Raw genomic sequence first — 15774 nt, forward strand, 5'->3', positions numbered from 1 at the left:
ACGGGTCGGGCGAATAATTGACCGTGGCGGAAGGGCATTCCTTGACCGAGGTCAAGCCGACCGGAGCGGTGTCGGCCTATCCTGCGCTTGGATGATGACAAGGATAGGACATGGCCGACATTGACATGATGGGCCGGGACATGATGGGCCGGGACATGATGGGCCGGGACATGATGGGCCGGGACATGACGGGCCGGGACATGACGGGCCCGCCGGACAGGCCGGGCGGACTCGATGCCCTGCCCGGCAACCTGATGATGTGGATTCTGATCTTCAGCGAGCTCGCGGTGTTCGGCGTGGCCTTCGTAGGCTTCGCAATCGCCCGCGTGCTCGATCCCGCCACCTTCGCCGCCGGGCAGACCCATCTGAACGGCACGCTGGGGGCGCTGAACACCATGGTGCTGGTCACCAGCGGCTATCTCGCCGCCCATGCCGTCGCCGCCGGACGGAGCGGTGCCGCGACGCAGGCGCGCCGGGAGATTCTGGCCGCCGCTGGGATCGGATCGGTATTCCTGGCGGTGAAGGCGGTGGAGTATTCCGCGACGCTGGGGGCCGGGCTGACCATCGACAGCGACAGCTTCTTCACCCTCTATTTCCTGCTGACCGGATTCCACGCCCTGCATGTCGTGCTGGGCATCGTCATCCTGTTGCTGGTCGCGCGCTCCGGACCGGAAACGCTGGTGGAGAATCTGGAGACCGGGGCCGCCTTCTGGCACATGGTCGATCTGGTCTGGGTGATCCTCTACCCGCTCGTCTACCTGATCCGCTGAGGAGGCCGGTCATGGGATTGCTCAAGAAATTGGATCGGCTGACGCTGTCCTGGCTGGTGCTGATGGGGCTGACGGCCGTGACCCTGCTGTTCGCCCGCCACGGCGATGCCGGCGGCGGGGTCGGCATCGCGGGCGCGGCTCTGCTGCTGGCGCTCGCCGTGGCCAAGGGGCGGGAAATCCTTCTGCATTACCTGGAGCTGGACCATGCCGGTCCGGGCTGGCGGCTGTTGATGACCGCGTGGCTGGTGCTGCTCTGCGGCGCCATCCTGCTGGTCACCGCCGCCGGGGCGCTTGGCTGGGTCGGCCCGCGCTGACGAACCTCAAGGACGATAGAAGATGACCGAGTTCAAGCTGGGCCTGCTGCTGGCCAGCCTTGCCGTGATCGTGTTCGCGGTGGCCCTCTATCGCCAGCGGGCGCTGGGGCGCAACGGGCTGGTGACCGCCATCGCCGCCACCGCCGCCGTGTTCGCGGCGATGTTCTTTACGCAGTGAGGGGCCGCCTGCCGGTCATGCGTGGTGGTGTCGCACGATAGGCAAGGCTCCGGTGAGATCTTCGACATTGTCGGCGGGGCCGCAAAAGTGGAGGATCGTCGCGGCCGGGCCGGCTTTCCGCTATCGGTGCCTGCCCGCCGTCATCGCCTCTTCCATCTGCCCTACTCCATCTGCCCTACTCCATCTGCAAGAACCGGACGAACCGCCATGTTCAACGCGCTTTCCCGCCAGCCCGACGACGCCCTGCTCGCCCTGATCGGGCTGTACAAGCAGGATCCGCGGCCGGGCAAGGTCGATCTCGGCGTCGGGGTCTACCGTGACGAGGAGGGGCGCACCCCGGTCTTCCGCGCGGTCAAGGCGGCCGAGCGCCTGCTGCTCGACGGGCAGGACAGCAAGTCGTATCTGGGGCTGGAAGGCGACGCGCTGTATCTGGAGCGTCTGTGGTCGCTGGTGGGCGGCGAGGCCGGTACGAAAGTCACCGCAGCCGGCGTGCAGACCCCCGGCGGCTCCGGCGCGCTGCGTCTGGCCGCCGACCTCGTCCTGCGCGGCGGGTCGAAGCGCGTGCTGGTCGGCCAGCCGACCTGGCCGAACCATGTCGGCATCTTCGCCGCCGCCGGCCTGGAGGTGGTGAGCCATCCCTTCTTCGACACCGCAAGCCAGACCGTTCTGTTCGACCGCATGGTCGCGGCGTTCGAGGCGGCGCAGCCCGGCGATGTCGCCCTGCTGCACGGCAGCTGCCACAACCCGACCGGTGCGCCGCTGTCTCTCGACCACTGGAAGACGCTGGCGGCGGTGCTGGAGACGCGCGGCGTGCTGCCGCTGGTCGACCTCGCCTATCAGGGGTTCGGCCGCGGGCTGGACGAGGATGCGGAGGGGCTGCGCCACCTGATCGGCGCGATTCCGGAGGCGCTGGTCGCCGTGTCGTCGTCCAAGTCCTTCGGCCTCTACCGCGAGCGCACCGGCGCCATCTTCGCCGTGTCGGCGACCCAGGCGCCGGCCGATCTCGCCAAGTCGAACCTGATGGCGCTGGCCCGCACCAGCTATTCCATGCCGCCCGACCACGGCGCCGCGGTGGTCCGCACCATCCTGAGCGATGCCGCCCTGACCGCCGACTGGACGGCGGAACTGGACGGCATGCGCGCCCGCATCGCCGGCATCCGCCGCAAGCTGGCCGCCGGCCTTTCCGGCGCCTTCCCCACCCTGACCGCGGTGGCGGAGCAGGAAGGCATGTTCTCCCTGCTGCCGCTGACCGAGGCGGAGGTGCTGCGCCTGCGCGCCGACCACGCCATCTACATGCCGACCTCCGGCCGCATCAACATCGCCGGCCTGAAGACGGCCGAGGTGGACGATGTGGTCGCGAAGTTCGCCGCCCTTCGCTGAGCCGGGAGACGACGAGGATGGCCGCAACCCTCCAGGCCCCGCCCGCGACGGTGGAGCGCCACCAGCTGTATGAAGACGCGCTCGCCATGCTGATGGGCACGCTGTTCATCGCGCTGGGCATGCTGATCTATTCCAAGACGATGCTGCTGACCGGCAGCACCGCCGGACTGTCCCTGCTGCTGAGCTATGTCACCAAGGTTCAGTTCGGCCTCATCTTCTTCGTCATCAACCTGCCCTTCTATTGGCTGGCGTGGAAGCGGCTGGGCTGGAAATTCACCGCGCGCACCTTCATCGCGGTGGGTCTGGTCACGATCTTCTCGCGCCTGACCGAGCAGTGGGTGGAATTCGCCCATCTGGACCCGGTCTATGCGACGGTGGTGGGCAGCGGCCTGTGCGGCACCGGCCTGCTGATGCTGTTCCGCCACCGCACCGGGCTGGGCGGTGTCAACATCCTGGCGATCTACCTGCAGGAGCGCCACGGCATCCGCGCCGGCTATTTCCAGCTGGGCGTCGATCTGGCGATCCTGGCCGGCGCTTTCTTCGTGCTGGCGCCGGACCGGTTGCTGCTGTCGGTCGTGGGGGCGGCCATCGTCAACCTGACGCTTGCGATCAACCACAAGCCGGGGCGGTATCTGGGGATGAGTTGAGGTTGGGCTGTGAAGGCGCTACGCGCAATCACACATTCTGTATCTACGAAGACGCAGCAACTTCTTGAGGCGGATAGCCCTTCTCCCCTTGCGGGAGAAGGGTTGGGATGAGGGGGGCGGCGGCCGCAGGCCATTGGAACTGTTGGATTTGCGACCCCTCACCCCAACCCGCGGGTCGGCAAAACGCCGTTGGCGTTTGGCCGATCCCGCCCCGCAAGGGGAGAGGGGCTCAACATCTCTCACCGCCCGCAGCAGGCCTTGTGCTTGCGCCCCGAACCGCAGGGGCACGGATCGTTGCGGCCCACCTTCACCACGCGGCGCGGCGGGTCCTTGGGGTTCAGCACGCTGTCGACATAGAGCCAGCGGCCATCGACCCGGCGGAAGCGCGACCGTTCATGCACCGGCCACTCCTCGCCGTCGCGGCGGAAGGTGAGGAAGAACTCGACCATGCCGTCGTCGCCGTTCTCCTCCGCCTTCATCACGGTCAGCGGTCCCCACTCGCATTCCTCCGCCACGCGGACGGCATCGTCATGGCTGAAGGCGGCGCGGGTTTCCGGGGCGCAGCTGCGCTCGATATGGTCGATGTCGTGGCGGACGAAGGCGGTGTAGCGCGACCGCATCAGCGCTTCTGCCGAGGGGGCGGGTTCCCCCGCCAGGATCGGTCCACAGCAACGGTCGAAGACGAGGCCCGAACCGCAGGGGCAGGCGGACATCACGATAAAATCCCTTCCATAAGCATCGTGTAATGGCCGGCGGCATCGTGTCCACCAAACCTTAACGCCGTCTCAACATTTCCCGCGGAATCCTGCGACGGCAACCGGATTCGGCGACCGATGTCCAATTCCGTGGAACCCGGCCGCTGGCGTGGCAGCCGGCAATATTGACGCTTGGCGCGGGCATCGTCTAGGGCCTGTTGACATTTGAGGAACGAAAGGGGATTCCGCTGGCCTCTGAAATCTGATTCAAGGCTTCCAAAAAGGAGGTATCCTTGGATCGGATGGTTCTGCGGGACGATCAGTGGGAGCGGATAGCGGCGCTTCTTCCGGGCAAAGTCGGCGATCCCGGCCGCTCGGGGGCGGACAATCGGCTGTTTCTGGAGGCGGTCCTGTGGATCGTCCGTGTTGGGTCACCCTGGCGGGACTTGCCCGAAGCCTTCGGTAATTGGAACTCGGTGTTCCAACGCTTTCGCCGATGGGCCAAGGCCGGTGTCTTCGATGAGGTCTTCGCCGCCTTATCGAGCGACGCGGACTTCGAGTACGCGATCATCGATGGAACGATTGTCCGGGTGCATCAGCACGGCACCGGCGCAAGGGGGGGACTCAGGCTCAGGCCATTGGCCGCTCTCGCGGCGGACTGACGACCAAGATCCTGGCCGTCGTCGATGGGTTGGGAAACCTTGGGCGCTTCATCCTGCTGCCGGGCCAACGACATGACAGCGTTGGCGTCGAACCGGTGCTGGACGGTATCGAGTTCTCCGCCTTGCTGGCTGATAGAGCCTTCGACAGCAACGCCATCCGCACCTTGATCGCCGAGCGTGGCGCGGTCGCCGTCATTCCGTCCAAGACCAGCCGCACCACTCCGATTCCCCATGACGCCGAAATGTACAAATGGCGCCATCTGGTCGAGAACTTCTTCTGCAAAATCAAGGAATTTCGCCGTATTGCCACGCGATACGACAAAACAGACACAAGCTACGCCGCTGCCATCAACCTCGTCGCTACCGTCTTGGCAACACGGTGAATGTCAACAGACCCTAGATCGGCCGGCCTTGGGAACAGGGTGCGGCGCAAACAGGGTGTGGCGATGAGCAGGCGGATCGGAAGCATGATGACGGCAACGGGCGAGCGGCGGCGGCTCAACCTGCTTTACAGATCCCTGTCCGGTCGCCATGCCGATGTGGCGGCGATGCGGCTGCCCACCGCCCGCGCCGTCCTGTTACGCCTGACCGGTGCCGCCCTGTTCCTGGCGCTGGCGGTCGGGGGCATCGCCTTTCTGGTCGAGGTCAAGATCGCCGACGACCGGGTGGTGGAACTGGCGCGGCAGGAGTCGGCGGCTTTCCTGACCGAAACCCGTTCGTCGCTGGCGGCCGGCGCCGCGGATGCGGACTTGAATGCGTCGCTGCAAATCTTCATGGCCGGCCGCCACGGGCTGCGCCTGAATCAGGGCGATGGTTACTTCATCGTCGCGGAGCTTTATGCCCCGGATCAGCGGAAGACGGCCGAATACATCGCACCCGGCGCGGAATGGGCGGAACGGCGCCTGTCCGCCACTCGGCACGGCTTCCCCGCCGACAGCGATGCGACCTACGACCGCTTCACGCTGGACGGCCATATCTTCATCCAGACGATGGAGCCGTTGCTCGATTCCGATGGCCGGCTGCTCGGTTATTTCGAAAGCGTCTTCCAGCTCTCGGCGCGCAGGTTGCACGAAATCCTGCGTGACACCGCCACCGTCGCCGCCGTGTCGTCGCTGTCGGTGCTGGGGACTGCACTGGTCCTGCTGCCCATCTTCGGCGCCTACAACCGGGGCATTCTGCGGCTGTCGCGCGGCCTGCTCGATGCCAACATCGGCATGTTGACGGCGTTGGGCAGCGCCATCGCCAAGCGCGACAGCGACACCAACGCCCACAATTACCGGGTGACTGTCCTGGCCATCCGGCTGGCCGAGGCGCTGGGGCTGGAGGATGCGGCGATCCGGCAACTGGTGAAGGGCGCCTTCCTGCACGATGTCGGCAAGATCGCCATTCCCGACAGCATCCTGCTGAAGCCCGGCAAGCTGGATGCCGAGGAGTTCGCGGTGATGAAGACCCATGTCGTCCATGGGCTGGACATCGTCGGCTCGTCCGACTGGCTGGCCGATGCCACGGACGTGGTCGGCGGCCATCACGAGAAGTTCGACGGATCGGGCTATCCGCGCGGACTGAAGGGGGACGCGATCCCGATTGCCGCCCGCATCTTCGCCGTCGCCGACGTGTTCGACGCCCTCACCTCCCGCCGGCCCTACAAGGAGCCGATGTCCTTCGCCACCGCCATGGACATCCTCGCCGACGGGTCAGGCAAGCATTTCGATCCGGCAGTACTCGCCCGCTTCACCGCCATAGCCGCCGGCCTGCACGAAAGGCTGACCGAACTGGGCGACGACGGTGTGCGGGACGAACTGCGCGGGCTGGTGATGCGCTACTTCAAGCTGGCCTGACTTCAAGCTGGCCTGAGCATTCGCCGTTGACGGCCTCAAGGCGCGACGCCGCGCAGGAACAGGTCGATCGCCTTGTCGACGAAGGCGTAGCGCTCCTCCTCTGTCGGCTGCGGGCAGAGGCCCAGCACCAGTTGGCAGTATGAACCGCCCTGCAGAGCCGCCAGGAATTGCCGGGCGACGAAGGTCGGGTCGTCCGTCGCGATCACGCCGCGCTCGGCCAGCCGGGTGAACAATGCGACGAAGTTGGCGATACCCTGCTCCGGCCCGGCCCGGAAATAGAGCTGCGCCGCCAGCGGCATCCGCGTCGCCTCCCCCGCCACCGACTGGTGGACGCGGATGGCCGCTTCCGACCAGATCAGATCGACGAAGCGGCGGCCGACCTGGACCAGGACCTCGCGCAGCGGCAGTCCGTCGAACATCTCCGGTGCGAAGCGCAGGCCGCGCCGTTCGCATTCGGCGGAGATCACTGCCGTATACAATTCTTCCTTGGACGGGAAGCGGGTGTAGAGCGTGGTCTTCGATACGCGCGCCTGCTGGGCCACCTGATCCATCGAGGTCGCGGCATAGCCAAGCTCCAGAAACACCTCCCGCGCGGCGGCAAGGATCTGTTCCGCCTTCGCATCGTGGGACGCGGGCGGCTGAGACGCGTTTTGCTCCAATGACTGCACTGAACTGTACCGTTCACTCTTGACGTTGATCGGGTGCCGGAGTAGGACGGTAACAGTACGATACAGTCCAGTCCAGTGGGGAGACGTGGTATGGCCCAATTCCGCGAAACACGGTTTGCGTCCGCCTTCATGGCGACCGCCGCCATGTTGACGGTGGCAGGGCTGCTGACCGGCTGCAACGAGACGCACTCCGCCTCCACCCCGGCGGAAGCGGACGTCAGGCCGGTTCGCGTCGCCACGGTGGCGCTGGAACCGCTGGTCGACAGCGTGCGTTACCCGGCGGTGATCCGCCCGCGGGTGGAGGCGGATGTCGGCTTCCGCGTCGGCGGCAAGGTCACCGCCCGGCTGGTGGAGGTCGGCACCCGTGTCGAACCCGGCATGCCGCTCGCCCGTCTCGACCCCACCGACCTCCAATTGCAGATCCGCGCCGCGCAGGCGCAACTCGCCTCGGCTGAGGCCGACGCGGCCAACGCGCGCAGCGACTTTCAGCGCTATGCCAGCCTGCGCAACGGCGAATGGACGACGCGGCAGGAATACGACCGCCGCAAGACGACCCTCGACAAGGCCGAGTCCAAGGTGCGGGAGGTGGAGGCGCAGCTGCGCGTCCTGACCAACTCCGCCCACTATGCGACGCTGGTGGCGGACGAGGCCGGCATCGTCACCGCGACGCTGATCGAACCGGGGCAGGTCGTGGCATCGGGCCAGACCGCCCTGCGCGTCGCCCGGCTGGGGTCGCTGGAGGCGGTCGCCAACATCCCCGAACAGCAGGTGGGCGCCCTGCCCCGCCAGAAGCTGTCGGTCGAGCTGTGGTCCCACCCCGGCCAGAGCATTGCCGGCAGTCTGCGTGAAGTCTCGCCCAGCGCCGATGCCAGCACCCGCACCTTCCAGGCGAAGATCGCGCTGACCGATCCGCCGCCGACGGTCCAGCTCGGCATGACCGCGACCGTCACCGCCGCGGCCGACCACGGGGCGCCCGTTGCCCGCCTGCCGCTCAGCGCGCTGACCCAGCACGAGCAGAAGCCGGCGGTCTGGGTGCTGGCCGCCCCCGACGACCGGCTGGAACTGCGCCCGGTCACCGTTGCCGCCTATGCCGGCGACCTCGCGCTGATCGGCGGGGGGCTGAAGGACGGTGAGCGCGTCGTCACCGCCGGCGTGCACAAGCTCGATTCCGGGCAGAAGGTCCGCGTCTGGACGGAGCCGGCGCGATGAACCACTCCCGCATGAACCTGTCGGCCTGGGCGCTGGCGCACCGCACGCTCGTGCTGTTCATGATGCTCGCCAGTGTGCTGGCCGGCGCGCTCGCCTACATGAATCTGGGTCGGGCGGAGGATCCGTCCTTCACCTTCAAGGTGATGGTGGTCCGCACCCAATGGCCGGGCGCCACTGCGCGCGAGGTGGAGCAGTTCGTCACCGACCGCATCGAGAAGAAGCTGGAGGAGGTGCCCTATTACGACGTCTCCCGCAGCTATTCCAAGCCCGGCGAGTCGGTGGTCTTCGTCCAGCTGAAGGACTACACGCCGCCTAAGATGGTGGCCGACCTGTGGTATCAGGTCCGCAAGAAGATCGGCGACATCACCTATACGCTGCCCGACGGCGTGGTCGGTCCCTTCTTCAACGACGAGTTCGGTGACGTCTATTCCGCCATCTACGGCTTCATGGGCGAGGATTTCACCCCGGCCCAGCTGAAGAAGGTGGCGGAACAGGCGCGCGCCCGTCTGCTGAAGCTGCCGGGCGTCGAGAAGATCGACCTGATCGCCCCGCAGGAGGAGCGCGTCTATGTCGAGATCTCCAGCCAGCGGCTCGCCAGCTTCGGCCTGCCGGTGGAATCGGTGATCCAGGCGCTGCAGCGCGAGAACGCCATCGCCGCGTCGGGCGACGTCGATACCGGATCGCAGCGGGTCTATGTCCGCCTCGACCTCGGCCTCGACACCGCTGCGGCGGTGCGCGCGATTCCGGTGGAGAGCGGCGGGCGGCTGCTGACCGTCGGCGACGTGGCGGAGGTCAAGCGCGGCTATGTAGAACCGCGCCGCTACACCCTGCGCTACAAGGGGCGTGACGCCATCGGGCTCGGCGTCGTCATGGCCAAGGGCGGCAACGTGCTGAAGCTGGGCGAGAAGCTCGACGCCGCGATGGAGAAGATCAAGGCGGAACTGCCGGTCGGGCTGGAGGTGGCGCAGATCGCCGACCAGCCGACGGTGGTCGAGCGGTCGGTCGGTGAGTTCATGAAGTCGCTGGCCGAAGCGCTGGGCATCGTCATCCTGGTCAGCCTCGTCAGCCTGGGCTGGCGCACCGGCATCGTCGTGGCGCTGGCCGTGCCGCTGGTGCTGGCGATGACGCTGGTGGCGATGCAGATCCTGCACATCGATTTGCAGCGGATCTCGCTGGGCGCCCTCATCATCGCGCTGGGCCTGCTGGTGGACGATGCCATCATCGCGGTGGAGATGATGGTGGTGAAGATGGAACAGGGATGGGACCGGCTGAAGGCCGGCGCCTTCGCCTACACCTCCACCGCCTTTCCGATGCTGAGCGGCACCATCGTCACCGCGGCGGGCTTCGTGCCCGTCGGCTTCGCGGCGTCGGCGGCCGGCGAATACACCAACTCCATCTTCTGGGTGGTGGCGCTGTCGCTGATGCTGTCCTGGGTGGTGGCGGTGATCTTCACCCCCTATCTCGGTTGGCTCCTGCTGCCCAAGCCCAAGCATGTGGTGCCGGAGGGACACGAGCTGGACATCTACGACACCCGGACTTACCGCATCCTGCGCCGGATGATCGAGGCCTGCGTGCGGGCGCGCTGGGTCACCATCGGCGTGACGGTGGCGGCCTTCGTCACCGCGCTGGTCGGCTTCGGTCATGTGCAGCAGCAATTCTTCCCCTCGGCCAGCCGGCCGGAGCTGCTGATCGACATCCGCCTTGCCGAAGGCTCGTCGTTCGAGGCGACCGCCGCGGAGGTGAAGCGGATGGAGGCGGTGCTGGCCAAGGACCCGGACGTCGACTATTGGGTCGCCTATACCGGCGGCGGCTCCCCGCGTTTCTACCTGCCGCTCGACCAGCAGCTGGAGACCGCCAACTTCGCCCAGTTCATGGTGATGACCAAGGGGCTGGAGGAGCGCGAGCATTTCATGCAGCGGCTGGAGCCGACGCTGGAATCCGACTTCCCCGCCGCCCGCGTCCGCATCAGCCGGCTGGAGAACGGCCCGCCGGTCGGCTATCCGGTGCAGTTCCGCGTCACCGGCGACGATCCGGCGACCATCCGCAAGATCGCCTATCAGGTGCGCGACACCATGCGCGCCCACCCCAACACCGCCAACGTCCATCTGGACTGGGACGAGCTGTCCAAGCGCGTCCGGCTGGAGGTGGACACCGCCAAGGCCCGCGCGCTGGGCGTGTCGAAGCAGGACCTGTCCAACGCCCTGCAGCTGCTGCTGAACGGTATGTCGGTCACCCAGTACCGCGAGGGGACGGAGCTGATCGGCGTCCTGCTGCGCACCACGCCGGAGGAGCGGGCGGACCTGTCGCGCCTGGGCGAGCTGAACATCCGCACCAGCCGCGGCACCACCGTGCCCCTGAGCCAGGTCGCCAGCGTCCGCTACGAGCTGGAGGAGCCGGTGCTGTGGCGCCGGGGCCGCGAGACGACGATGACCATCAAGGGCGACGTGACCGGCGGCCTGCAGGCCCCGGTGGTCAGCACCCAGTTGAACGGACAGCTGAACGCCCTCCGCGCCACCCTGCCCGACGGCTACGCCATCACCATGGGCGGCGCCATCGAGGAAAGCGCCAAGGGCCAGGACTCGATCAATGCCATGATGCCGCTGATGCTGCTGATCATGGTGACCACGCTGATGCTGCAGCTGCAGAGCTTCTCGCGCGTGTTCATGGTCCTGCTGACGGCGCCCTTGGGGCTGATCGGCGTCACCGCCTCGCTTCTGCTGTTCAACCTGCCCTTCGGCTTCGTCGCCATGCTGGGCGTCATCGCGCTGGCCGGCATCATCATGCGCAACTCGGTCATCCTGGTCGACCAGATCGAGCAGGACATCCGCAGCGGCCGGTCACGTTGGGACAGCATCGTGGAGGCGACGGTGCGCCGAGCCCGCCCCATCGCGCTCACCGCCGCCGCCGCGATCCTCGCCATGATCCCGCTGACGCACAGCGTCTTCTGGGGCCCGATGGCGGTCGCCATCATGGGCGGTCTGGCCGGCGCCACCGTGCTGACGATCTTCTTCCTGCCGGCGCTCTACGCCGCCTGGTTCCGCGTGCCCCGGCCGGAGGCGGAAGAGGTGGAGGAAGACGGGATGAATGGCGCGCTGCCTAATCCGGCGCTGGGGGATTGATAACCAACTCTTTCGCTCAAGCTTGACCGTGGTCAAGGGACACCCCCGTGGCCCATGCGAGGGTGCCGGCACAATCGATCTCCCGATTGCATCATCACTGGTGATGATCCTCTTTCGTACTGTGACTTCGCGCCCGGCGGCATCGGCCTCCGGGTGCATTTTTTGTTGCACCTTCTCCGGTTCGGACCGGTGCGGGGATGGAACGCCGCCGCCCGCAACCTGTTGGGCCATCAAGCAGCCGATCGCCAACAGCCTATCGCCGTATTCCTGCCCCGGGGAGAAGACCGTGGCCAACGTCAATCGCCAGCGCCAGCGGATGGTCGACACCCAGATCGCCCGCCGCGGCATCCGCTCCGAACCCGTCCTCAACGCCATGCGTGCCGTCCCGCGCGACCATTTCGTCGCGCCCGAGATGGTCGAGTTCGCCTATGAGGACACGCCCCTGCCCATCGGGGAGGAGCAGACGATCTCGCAGCCCAGCGTCGTCGCCGCGATGATCGATGCGGCGGAGGTCGGCGCGGACGACAGGGTGCTGGAGGTCGGGGCCGGCTCCGGCTATGTCGCGGCGCTGCTGGGCCACATCGCCCGCCAGGGCGGGGGCCGCGTCTTCGCGGTCGAACGGCACCCCAATCTGGCCCAGTCGGCCCGGCGCCGGCTGCAGGATCTGGGGTTCGGCGACGTGACGGTGCGCACCGGCGACGGGACGGAGGGGTGGCCGGAGGAAGCGCCCTTCGACGTCATCCTGGTGTCGGCCGGCGGGCCGGAGGTGCCGAGGGCCCTGATGGACCAGCTCGCCATCGGCGGGCGAATGGTGATCCCGGTCGGCGCCCGCCGCGATCAGACGCTGGTGAAGATCGTCCGCCATGGTGAGACGGAGTTCGAACGGGAGGAGCGGGACCGCGTGTCCTTCGTGCCGCTGATCGGCGCCCAGGGCTGGACGGAGGACGGCACGCGGTCGGCCAGCACCCACAATCCGGGACGGCGGCCGGGGGAGCCGCCGACCACCCTGCCGGAGATGATCGCCGATGCCGCCGAACCCCTGCCGGATCTCGACAGCCCCGACTTCGGCCGGCTGTTCGACCGTTGGGGCGACCGCCGCGTCGTGCTGCTGGGCGAGGCGAGCCACGGAACCTCGGAGTTCTACCGCGCCCGCGCCGCCATCACCAAGAGACTGATCGAGCGGCACGGCTTCACCATCGTTGCCGTGGAGGCCGATTGGCCGGACGCCGCCGTGATCGACCGCTATGTCCGCCACCGCCCCGGCGGCCGGGCGGAAGAGGCGCCCTTCCAGCGCTTCCCCAGCTGGATGTGGCGGAACACCGACGTCGCCGCCTTTCTCGATTGGCTGCATGATCGCAACGGCAGCCAGCCGCCGGAACGCCGCGCCGGGTTCTACGGTCTCGACATGTACAACATGGGCGGGTCCATCGCCGCGGTGCTGGACTATCTCGATCGCGTCGATCCGGAGGCGGCGGCGGCGGCGCGCGAGCGCTACGGCTGCCTGACGCCCTGGCAGCGCGATCCCGCCACCTATGGCCGCGCGGCGCTGTCCGGCGGCTTCCGCAAATGCGAGGCGGCGGTGATCGAGCAGTGCCGGGCCTTGCTGGAAAAGCGGCTGGATTATGCGGGGGAGGACGGCGACCGCTTCCTCGACGCCACCCAGAACGCCCGCCTGATCGCTTCGGCCGAGCGCTATTACCGCATCATGTATTACGGCGGGGCGGACAGCTGGAACCTGCGCGACACCCATATGTTCGAAACGCTCGCGAACCTGCTGGAGGCCAAGGGGCCGGACGCCAAGGCGGTGGTCTGGGCCCACAACTCCCACATCGGCGATGCCCGCCAGACCGACATGGGCATCACCCGCGACGAGCTGAACATCGGCCAGCTTTGCCGCGAACGCTTCGGTGCGGAGGCTGCGCTGATCGGCTTCGGCACCCACGGCGGTACGGTCGCGGCGGCCACCGACTGGGACGGCGCCATGGAGGTGAAGCGGGTTCGGCCATCGCGCGGCGACAGCTATGAACGGCTCTGCCACGACGCGGGAGTGCCGCACTTCCTGCTCGACCTTCAGGCGGAGCGGAACGGGGCGGTGCGGCGCGCCCTGCTGACGCCGCGGCTGGAACGCTTCATCGGCGTCATCTACCGCCCCGAGACGGAGCTGTGGAGCCACTATTCCGAAGCCACCCTGCCCGGCCAGTTCGACGCCTGGGTCTGGTTCGACGAGACGACCGCCGTCACCCCGCTGGGGCCGGAACACGCCCGGACCGACGTGCCCGACACCTATCCCTTCGGGCTGTGAGCGGCACCCGCGTCACAGGAAGAACACCAGCGTCGTCAGGCCCAGCAGCGGCACCAGGATGCCGCAGGACCAGGCCATATAGCCGAAGAAGCTGGGCATGGCGACGCCGCGCTCCTCGGCGATGGCCTTGACCATGAAGTTGGGGGCGTTGCCGATGTAGCTGTTGGCGCCCATGAACACCGCGCCGGCGGAAATCGCCGTCAGCGTCAGCGACAGGTCGGTCATCAGAAGCTTCGCGTCGCCGCCGGCCGTGTTGAAGAAGATCAGGTAGGTCGGCGCGTTGTCGAGGAAGCTGGACAGGATGCCGGTGGCCCAGAAATAGGCGGCCGGGTTCGGCTTCCCGCCCTCGTTCACCGCCGAGATGATGGCACCCAGCGCGCCGTCGGTGCCGGACTTCAGGATGGCGATGGCCGGGATGATGGTGAGGAAGATCGCGGCGAACAGCTTCGCCACCTCCAGGATCGGCCCCCAGCTGAAGCCGTTCAGGCGGCGGCTCTGCTTGCTGGTCAGGGCCAGCGACAGGCCGGTGATGCCCAGCAGCAGCAGGTTCGACACGATGGTCTCCAGCGGCACCGTCACATGGTACAGCGTGAGGCCGATTCCCGGATGCCAGACGCCGCTGAGCAGCACGGCGCCGACGATGGCAAGCAGCAGAAGCAGGTTGACCGAGCCTTCGATTCGGATCGGCTCCCGCTCGTGCACGCCTTCGATCAGCGGGTGCTTGCCGGGGTCGCGGGTGTGGAGATAGAGGTCGAGGACGAAGTAGATCGCCAGCAGCAGAGCCGCCAGGAAGGCCATCGGCGCGAATAGGTGGACTGTCGGCCAGAAGAAATCGACGCCCTTCAGGAAGCCCAGGAACAGCGGCGGGTCGCCCAGCGGGGTCAGCGATCCGCCGACATTCGACACCAGGAAGATGAAGAACACCACGGTGTGGACCTTGTGGCGCCGATGCTCGTTCGCGCGCAGAAGCGGCCGGATCAGCAGCATCGAGGCGCCGGTCGTGCCCATCAGGCTGGCCAGGACGGTGCCCAGCGCCAGCCCGACCGTATTGGCCAGCGGCGTCCCCACCAGCGACCCCGCCAGCCGCACGCCGCCCGCCACGGTGAACAGCGCGGTCAGCAGCACGATGAAGGGGATGTACTCCAGCAGGACCGTATGCAGCAGCTCGTAGGTCGCCAGATCCAGCCCGAAGGTCGCGGCGAAGGGCACCAGGAAGGCGAGCGCCCATACGGCCGAGATCTTGCCGAAATGATGGTGCCAGACCATCGGCGCCAGCAGCGGGAACAGCGCGATGGACAGCAGGATTCCGGCGAAGGGAACCACCCAGACGGCGCTGAGCAGCCGGCCGTCCAGATGCGGCACCCCGCCATGGGCGACCTCCCCCCCCACCTCCGCCGCCAGGGCGCCATGCGTGCCCAGCAACAGCCCGCAAACGGCGAGCGCCGCAGCGAAGAGGGCCGGGAACAGGGATGGGCTGCGGCGGGGTGTGGGGAAATTGATCATCGGTCCGGATGGTAGGCTGACGAAAGGAACGGGAGTATGCGGACTGGAGCAGCGTAAGCCAAGCCGGAAGGGATGTTGACCGAACGAACTTTCGTAGGCGGGCGCGGGCGCCCCTCACCGGCAGGCGCGCATGACAACTGCTTGATCCGCAACCCCGGTCCACCCCGACAACGGGCGGCAATCGGCAGCCGCGCACAGCCTATGCTCGCCGGTGAAGCCGGAGGCGGCCAGCGCGACGCTCTCCTGCGGCGGCAGGCCGGGCACCCAGGCGAGCCAGCCGTCACCGGTCAGCCGGGCGTCCGGTCCCGGTTCCATGCCGGCGCCGGTCCCACGGATGCGGGCCTCCACCGGCCGCAGCCGGCCGGAGTCCACCGACCAGCGTTCGCGCCATTCGGTCTTCTCGATGGAATGGGTCCAGGACAGGGTGAAATCCGCCCCCGGCAGCGACGCGAGAAGCGCGCCGCCGAGGGCGAACAGGCAGAGACCCAC

General features: G+C 67.6%; 13 protein-coding genes and 1 pseudogene. 10 read left to right on the top strand and 4 right to left on the bottom strand.

The genetic code is table 11. The features are described 5' to 3' along the window. Positions 1–110: 110 nt before the first annotated feature. From AZOLI_RS22000 to AZOLI_RS22015, 5 genes are all read left to right on the top strand, one after another. Positions 111–770: a cytochrome c oxidase subunit 3 family protein gene (locus tag AZOLI_RS22000; protein WP_014249384.1), complete on the top strand. Its 660-nt coding sequence runs from the start codon at positions 111–113 to the stop codon at positions 768–770. 11 nt (positions 771–781) lie between these two features. After that, a complete protein-coding gene (locus AZOLI_RS22005) occupies positions 782–1084 on the top strand; it encodes a cytochrome C oxidase subunit IV family protein (protein WP_048816561.1) in 303 nt (100 codons plus the stop codon). Between the two features lie 22 nt (positions 1085–1106). Further along, positions 1107–1262 (top strand): hypothetical protein, encoded by a 156-nt coding sequence (locus AZOLI_RS32675; protein WP_014249386.1) that lies wholly within the window; start codon positions 1107–1109, stop codon positions 1260–1262. 207 nt (positions 1263–1469) lie between these two features. Next, positions 1470–2642 carry an amino acid aminotransferase gene (locus AZOLI_RS22010; protein ID WP_014249387.1) on the top strand — a complete coding sequence of 391 codons (1173 nt, stop codon included), beginning with the start codon at positions 1470–1472 and terminating at the stop codon, positions 2640–2642. A 17-nt stretch (positions 2643–2659) separates the two neighbouring features. After that, the gene (locus AZOLI_RS22015; protein WP_014249388.1) at positions 2660–3289 is read left to right on the top strand and encodes a YitT family protein; all 630 of its coding nucleotides are present in this window, start codon (positions 2660–2662) and stop codon (positions 3287–3289) included. Positions 3290–3528: 239 nt separating this feature from the next. Here the strand turns inward: AZOLI_RS22015 and AZOLI_RS22020 are convergent, their stop codons facing one another. Then, positions 3529–4002 (bottom strand): YchJ family protein, encoded by a 474-nt coding sequence (locus tag AZOLI_RS22020; RefSeq protein WP_044552773.1) that lies wholly within the window; start codon positions 4000–4002, stop codon positions 3529–3531. A 284-nt stretch (positions 4003–4286) separates the two neighbouring features. Here AZOLI_RS22020 and AZOLI_RS31520 point away from each other — a divergent pair. Next, a pseudogene (locus tag AZOLI_RS31520) lies at positions 4287–5029 on the top strand (IS5 family transposase). Between the two features lie 84 nt (positions 5030–5113). Continuing rightward, complete coding sequence (locus AZOLI_RS22035) at positions 5114–6484, top strand: HD-GYP domain-containing protein (RefSeq protein WP_014249390.1); 1371 nt, start codon at positions 5114–5116, stop codon at positions 6482–6484. A 35-nt stretch (positions 6485–6519) separates the two neighbouring features. On the opposite strand, the gene AZOLI_RS22040 is transcribed toward AZOLI_RS22035, so the two are convergent. Then, positions 6520–7152, bottom strand: a complete 633-nt coding sequence (locus AZOLI_RS22040) for a TetR/AcrR family transcriptional regulator (RefSeq protein ID WP_014249391.1) — start codon at positions 7150–7152, stop codon at positions 6520–6522. A gap of 90 nt (positions 7153–7242) precedes the next feature. On the opposite strand from AZOLI_RS22040, the gene AZOLI_RS22045 reads away from it, so the two are divergent. From AZOLI_RS22045 to AZOLI_RS22055, 3 genes are all read left to right on the top strand, one after another. Continuing rightward, positions 7243–8361 (top strand): efflux RND transporter periplasmic adaptor subunit, encoded by a 1119-nt coding sequence (locus AZOLI_RS22045; RefSeq protein ID WP_014249392.1) that lies wholly within the window; start codon positions 7243–7245, stop codon positions 8359–8361. After that, positions 8358–11480 carry an efflux RND transporter permease subunit gene (locus tag AZOLI_RS22050; RefSeq protein ID WP_014249393.1) on the top strand — a complete coding sequence of 1041 codons (3123 nt, stop codon included), beginning with the start codon at positions 8358–8360 and terminating at the stop codon, positions 11478–11480. The genes AZOLI_RS22045 and AZOLI_RS22050 overlap by 4 nt, the downstream gene beginning before the upstream one ends. A gap of 286 nt (positions 11481–11766) precedes the next feature. Then, on the top strand, positions 11767–13782 hold the full coding sequence (locus tag AZOLI_RS22055; protein WP_014249394.1) for a protein-L-isoaspartate(D-aspartate) O-methyltransferase: 2016 nt from the start codon (positions 11767–11769) through the stop codon (positions 13780–13782). A gap of 12 nt (positions 13783–13794) precedes the next feature. Here the strand turns inward: AZOLI_RS22055 and AZOLI_RS22060 are convergent, their stop codons facing one another. Beyond that, positions 13795–15285: a sodium:proton antiporter gene (locus AZOLI_RS22060; protein ID WP_014249395.1), complete on the bottom strand. Its 1491-nt coding sequence runs from the start codon at positions 15283–15285 to the stop codon at positions 13795–13797. A 114-nt stretch (positions 15286–15399) separates the two neighbouring features. Then, complete coding sequence (locus AZOLI_RS22065; RefSeq protein WP_044552972.1) at positions 15400–15774, bottom strand: DUF1850 domain-containing protein; 375 nt, start codon at positions 15772–15774, stop codon at positions 15400–15402.

The sequence above is a fragment of the Azospirillum lipoferum 4B genome (assembly GCF_000283655.1).
Classification (GTDB): domain Bacteria; phylum Pseudomonadota; class Alphaproteobacteria; order Azospirillales; family Azospirillaceae; genus Azospirillum; species Azospirillum lipoferum_C.

Excerpts from the sequence above, each read along its gene's own strand:
- AZOLI_RS22060 (WP_014249395.1), bottom strand. The coding sequence starts at position 15,285 with ATGATCAATTTCCCCACACCCCGCCGCAGCCCATCCCTGTTCCCGGCC.
- AZOLI_RS22015 (WP_014249388.1), top strand. The coding sequence starts at position 2,660 with ATGGCCGCAACCCTCCAGGCCCCGCCCGCGACGGTGGAGCGCCACCAG.
- AZOLI_RS22035 (WP_014249390.1), top strand. The coding sequence starts at position 5,114 with ATGATGACGGCAACGGGCGAGCGGCGGCGGCTCAACCTGCTTTACAGA.
- AZOLI_RS22045 (WP_014249392.1), top strand. The coding sequence starts at position 7,243 with ATGGCCCAATTCCGCGAAACACGGTTTGCGTCCGCCTTCATGGCGACC.
- AZOLI_RS22005 (WP_048816561.1), top strand. The coding sequence starts at position 782 with ATGGGATTGCTCAAGAAATTGGATCGGCTGACGCTGTCCTGGCTGGTG.
- AZOLI_RS22000 (WP_014249384.1), top strand. The coding sequence starts at position 111 with ATGGCCGACATTGACATGATGGGCCGGGACATGATGGGCCGGGACATG.
- AZOLI_RS32675 (WP_014249386.1), top strand. The coding sequence starts at position 1,107 with ATGACCGAGTTCAAGCTGGGCCTGCTGCTGGCCAGCCTTGCCGTGATC.
- AZOLI_RS22050 (WP_014249393.1), top strand. The coding sequence starts at position 8,358 with ATGAACCACTCCCGCATGAACCTGTCGGCCTGGGCGCTGGCGCACCGC.
- AZOLI_RS22020 (WP_044552773.1), bottom strand. The coding sequence starts at position 4,002 with ATGTCCGCCTGCCCCTGCGGTTCGGGCCTCGTCTTCGACCGTTGCTGT.
- AZOLI_RS22010 (WP_014249387.1), top strand. The coding sequence starts at position 1,470 with ATGTTCAACGCGCTTTCCCGCCAGCCCGACGACGCCCTGCTCGCCCTG.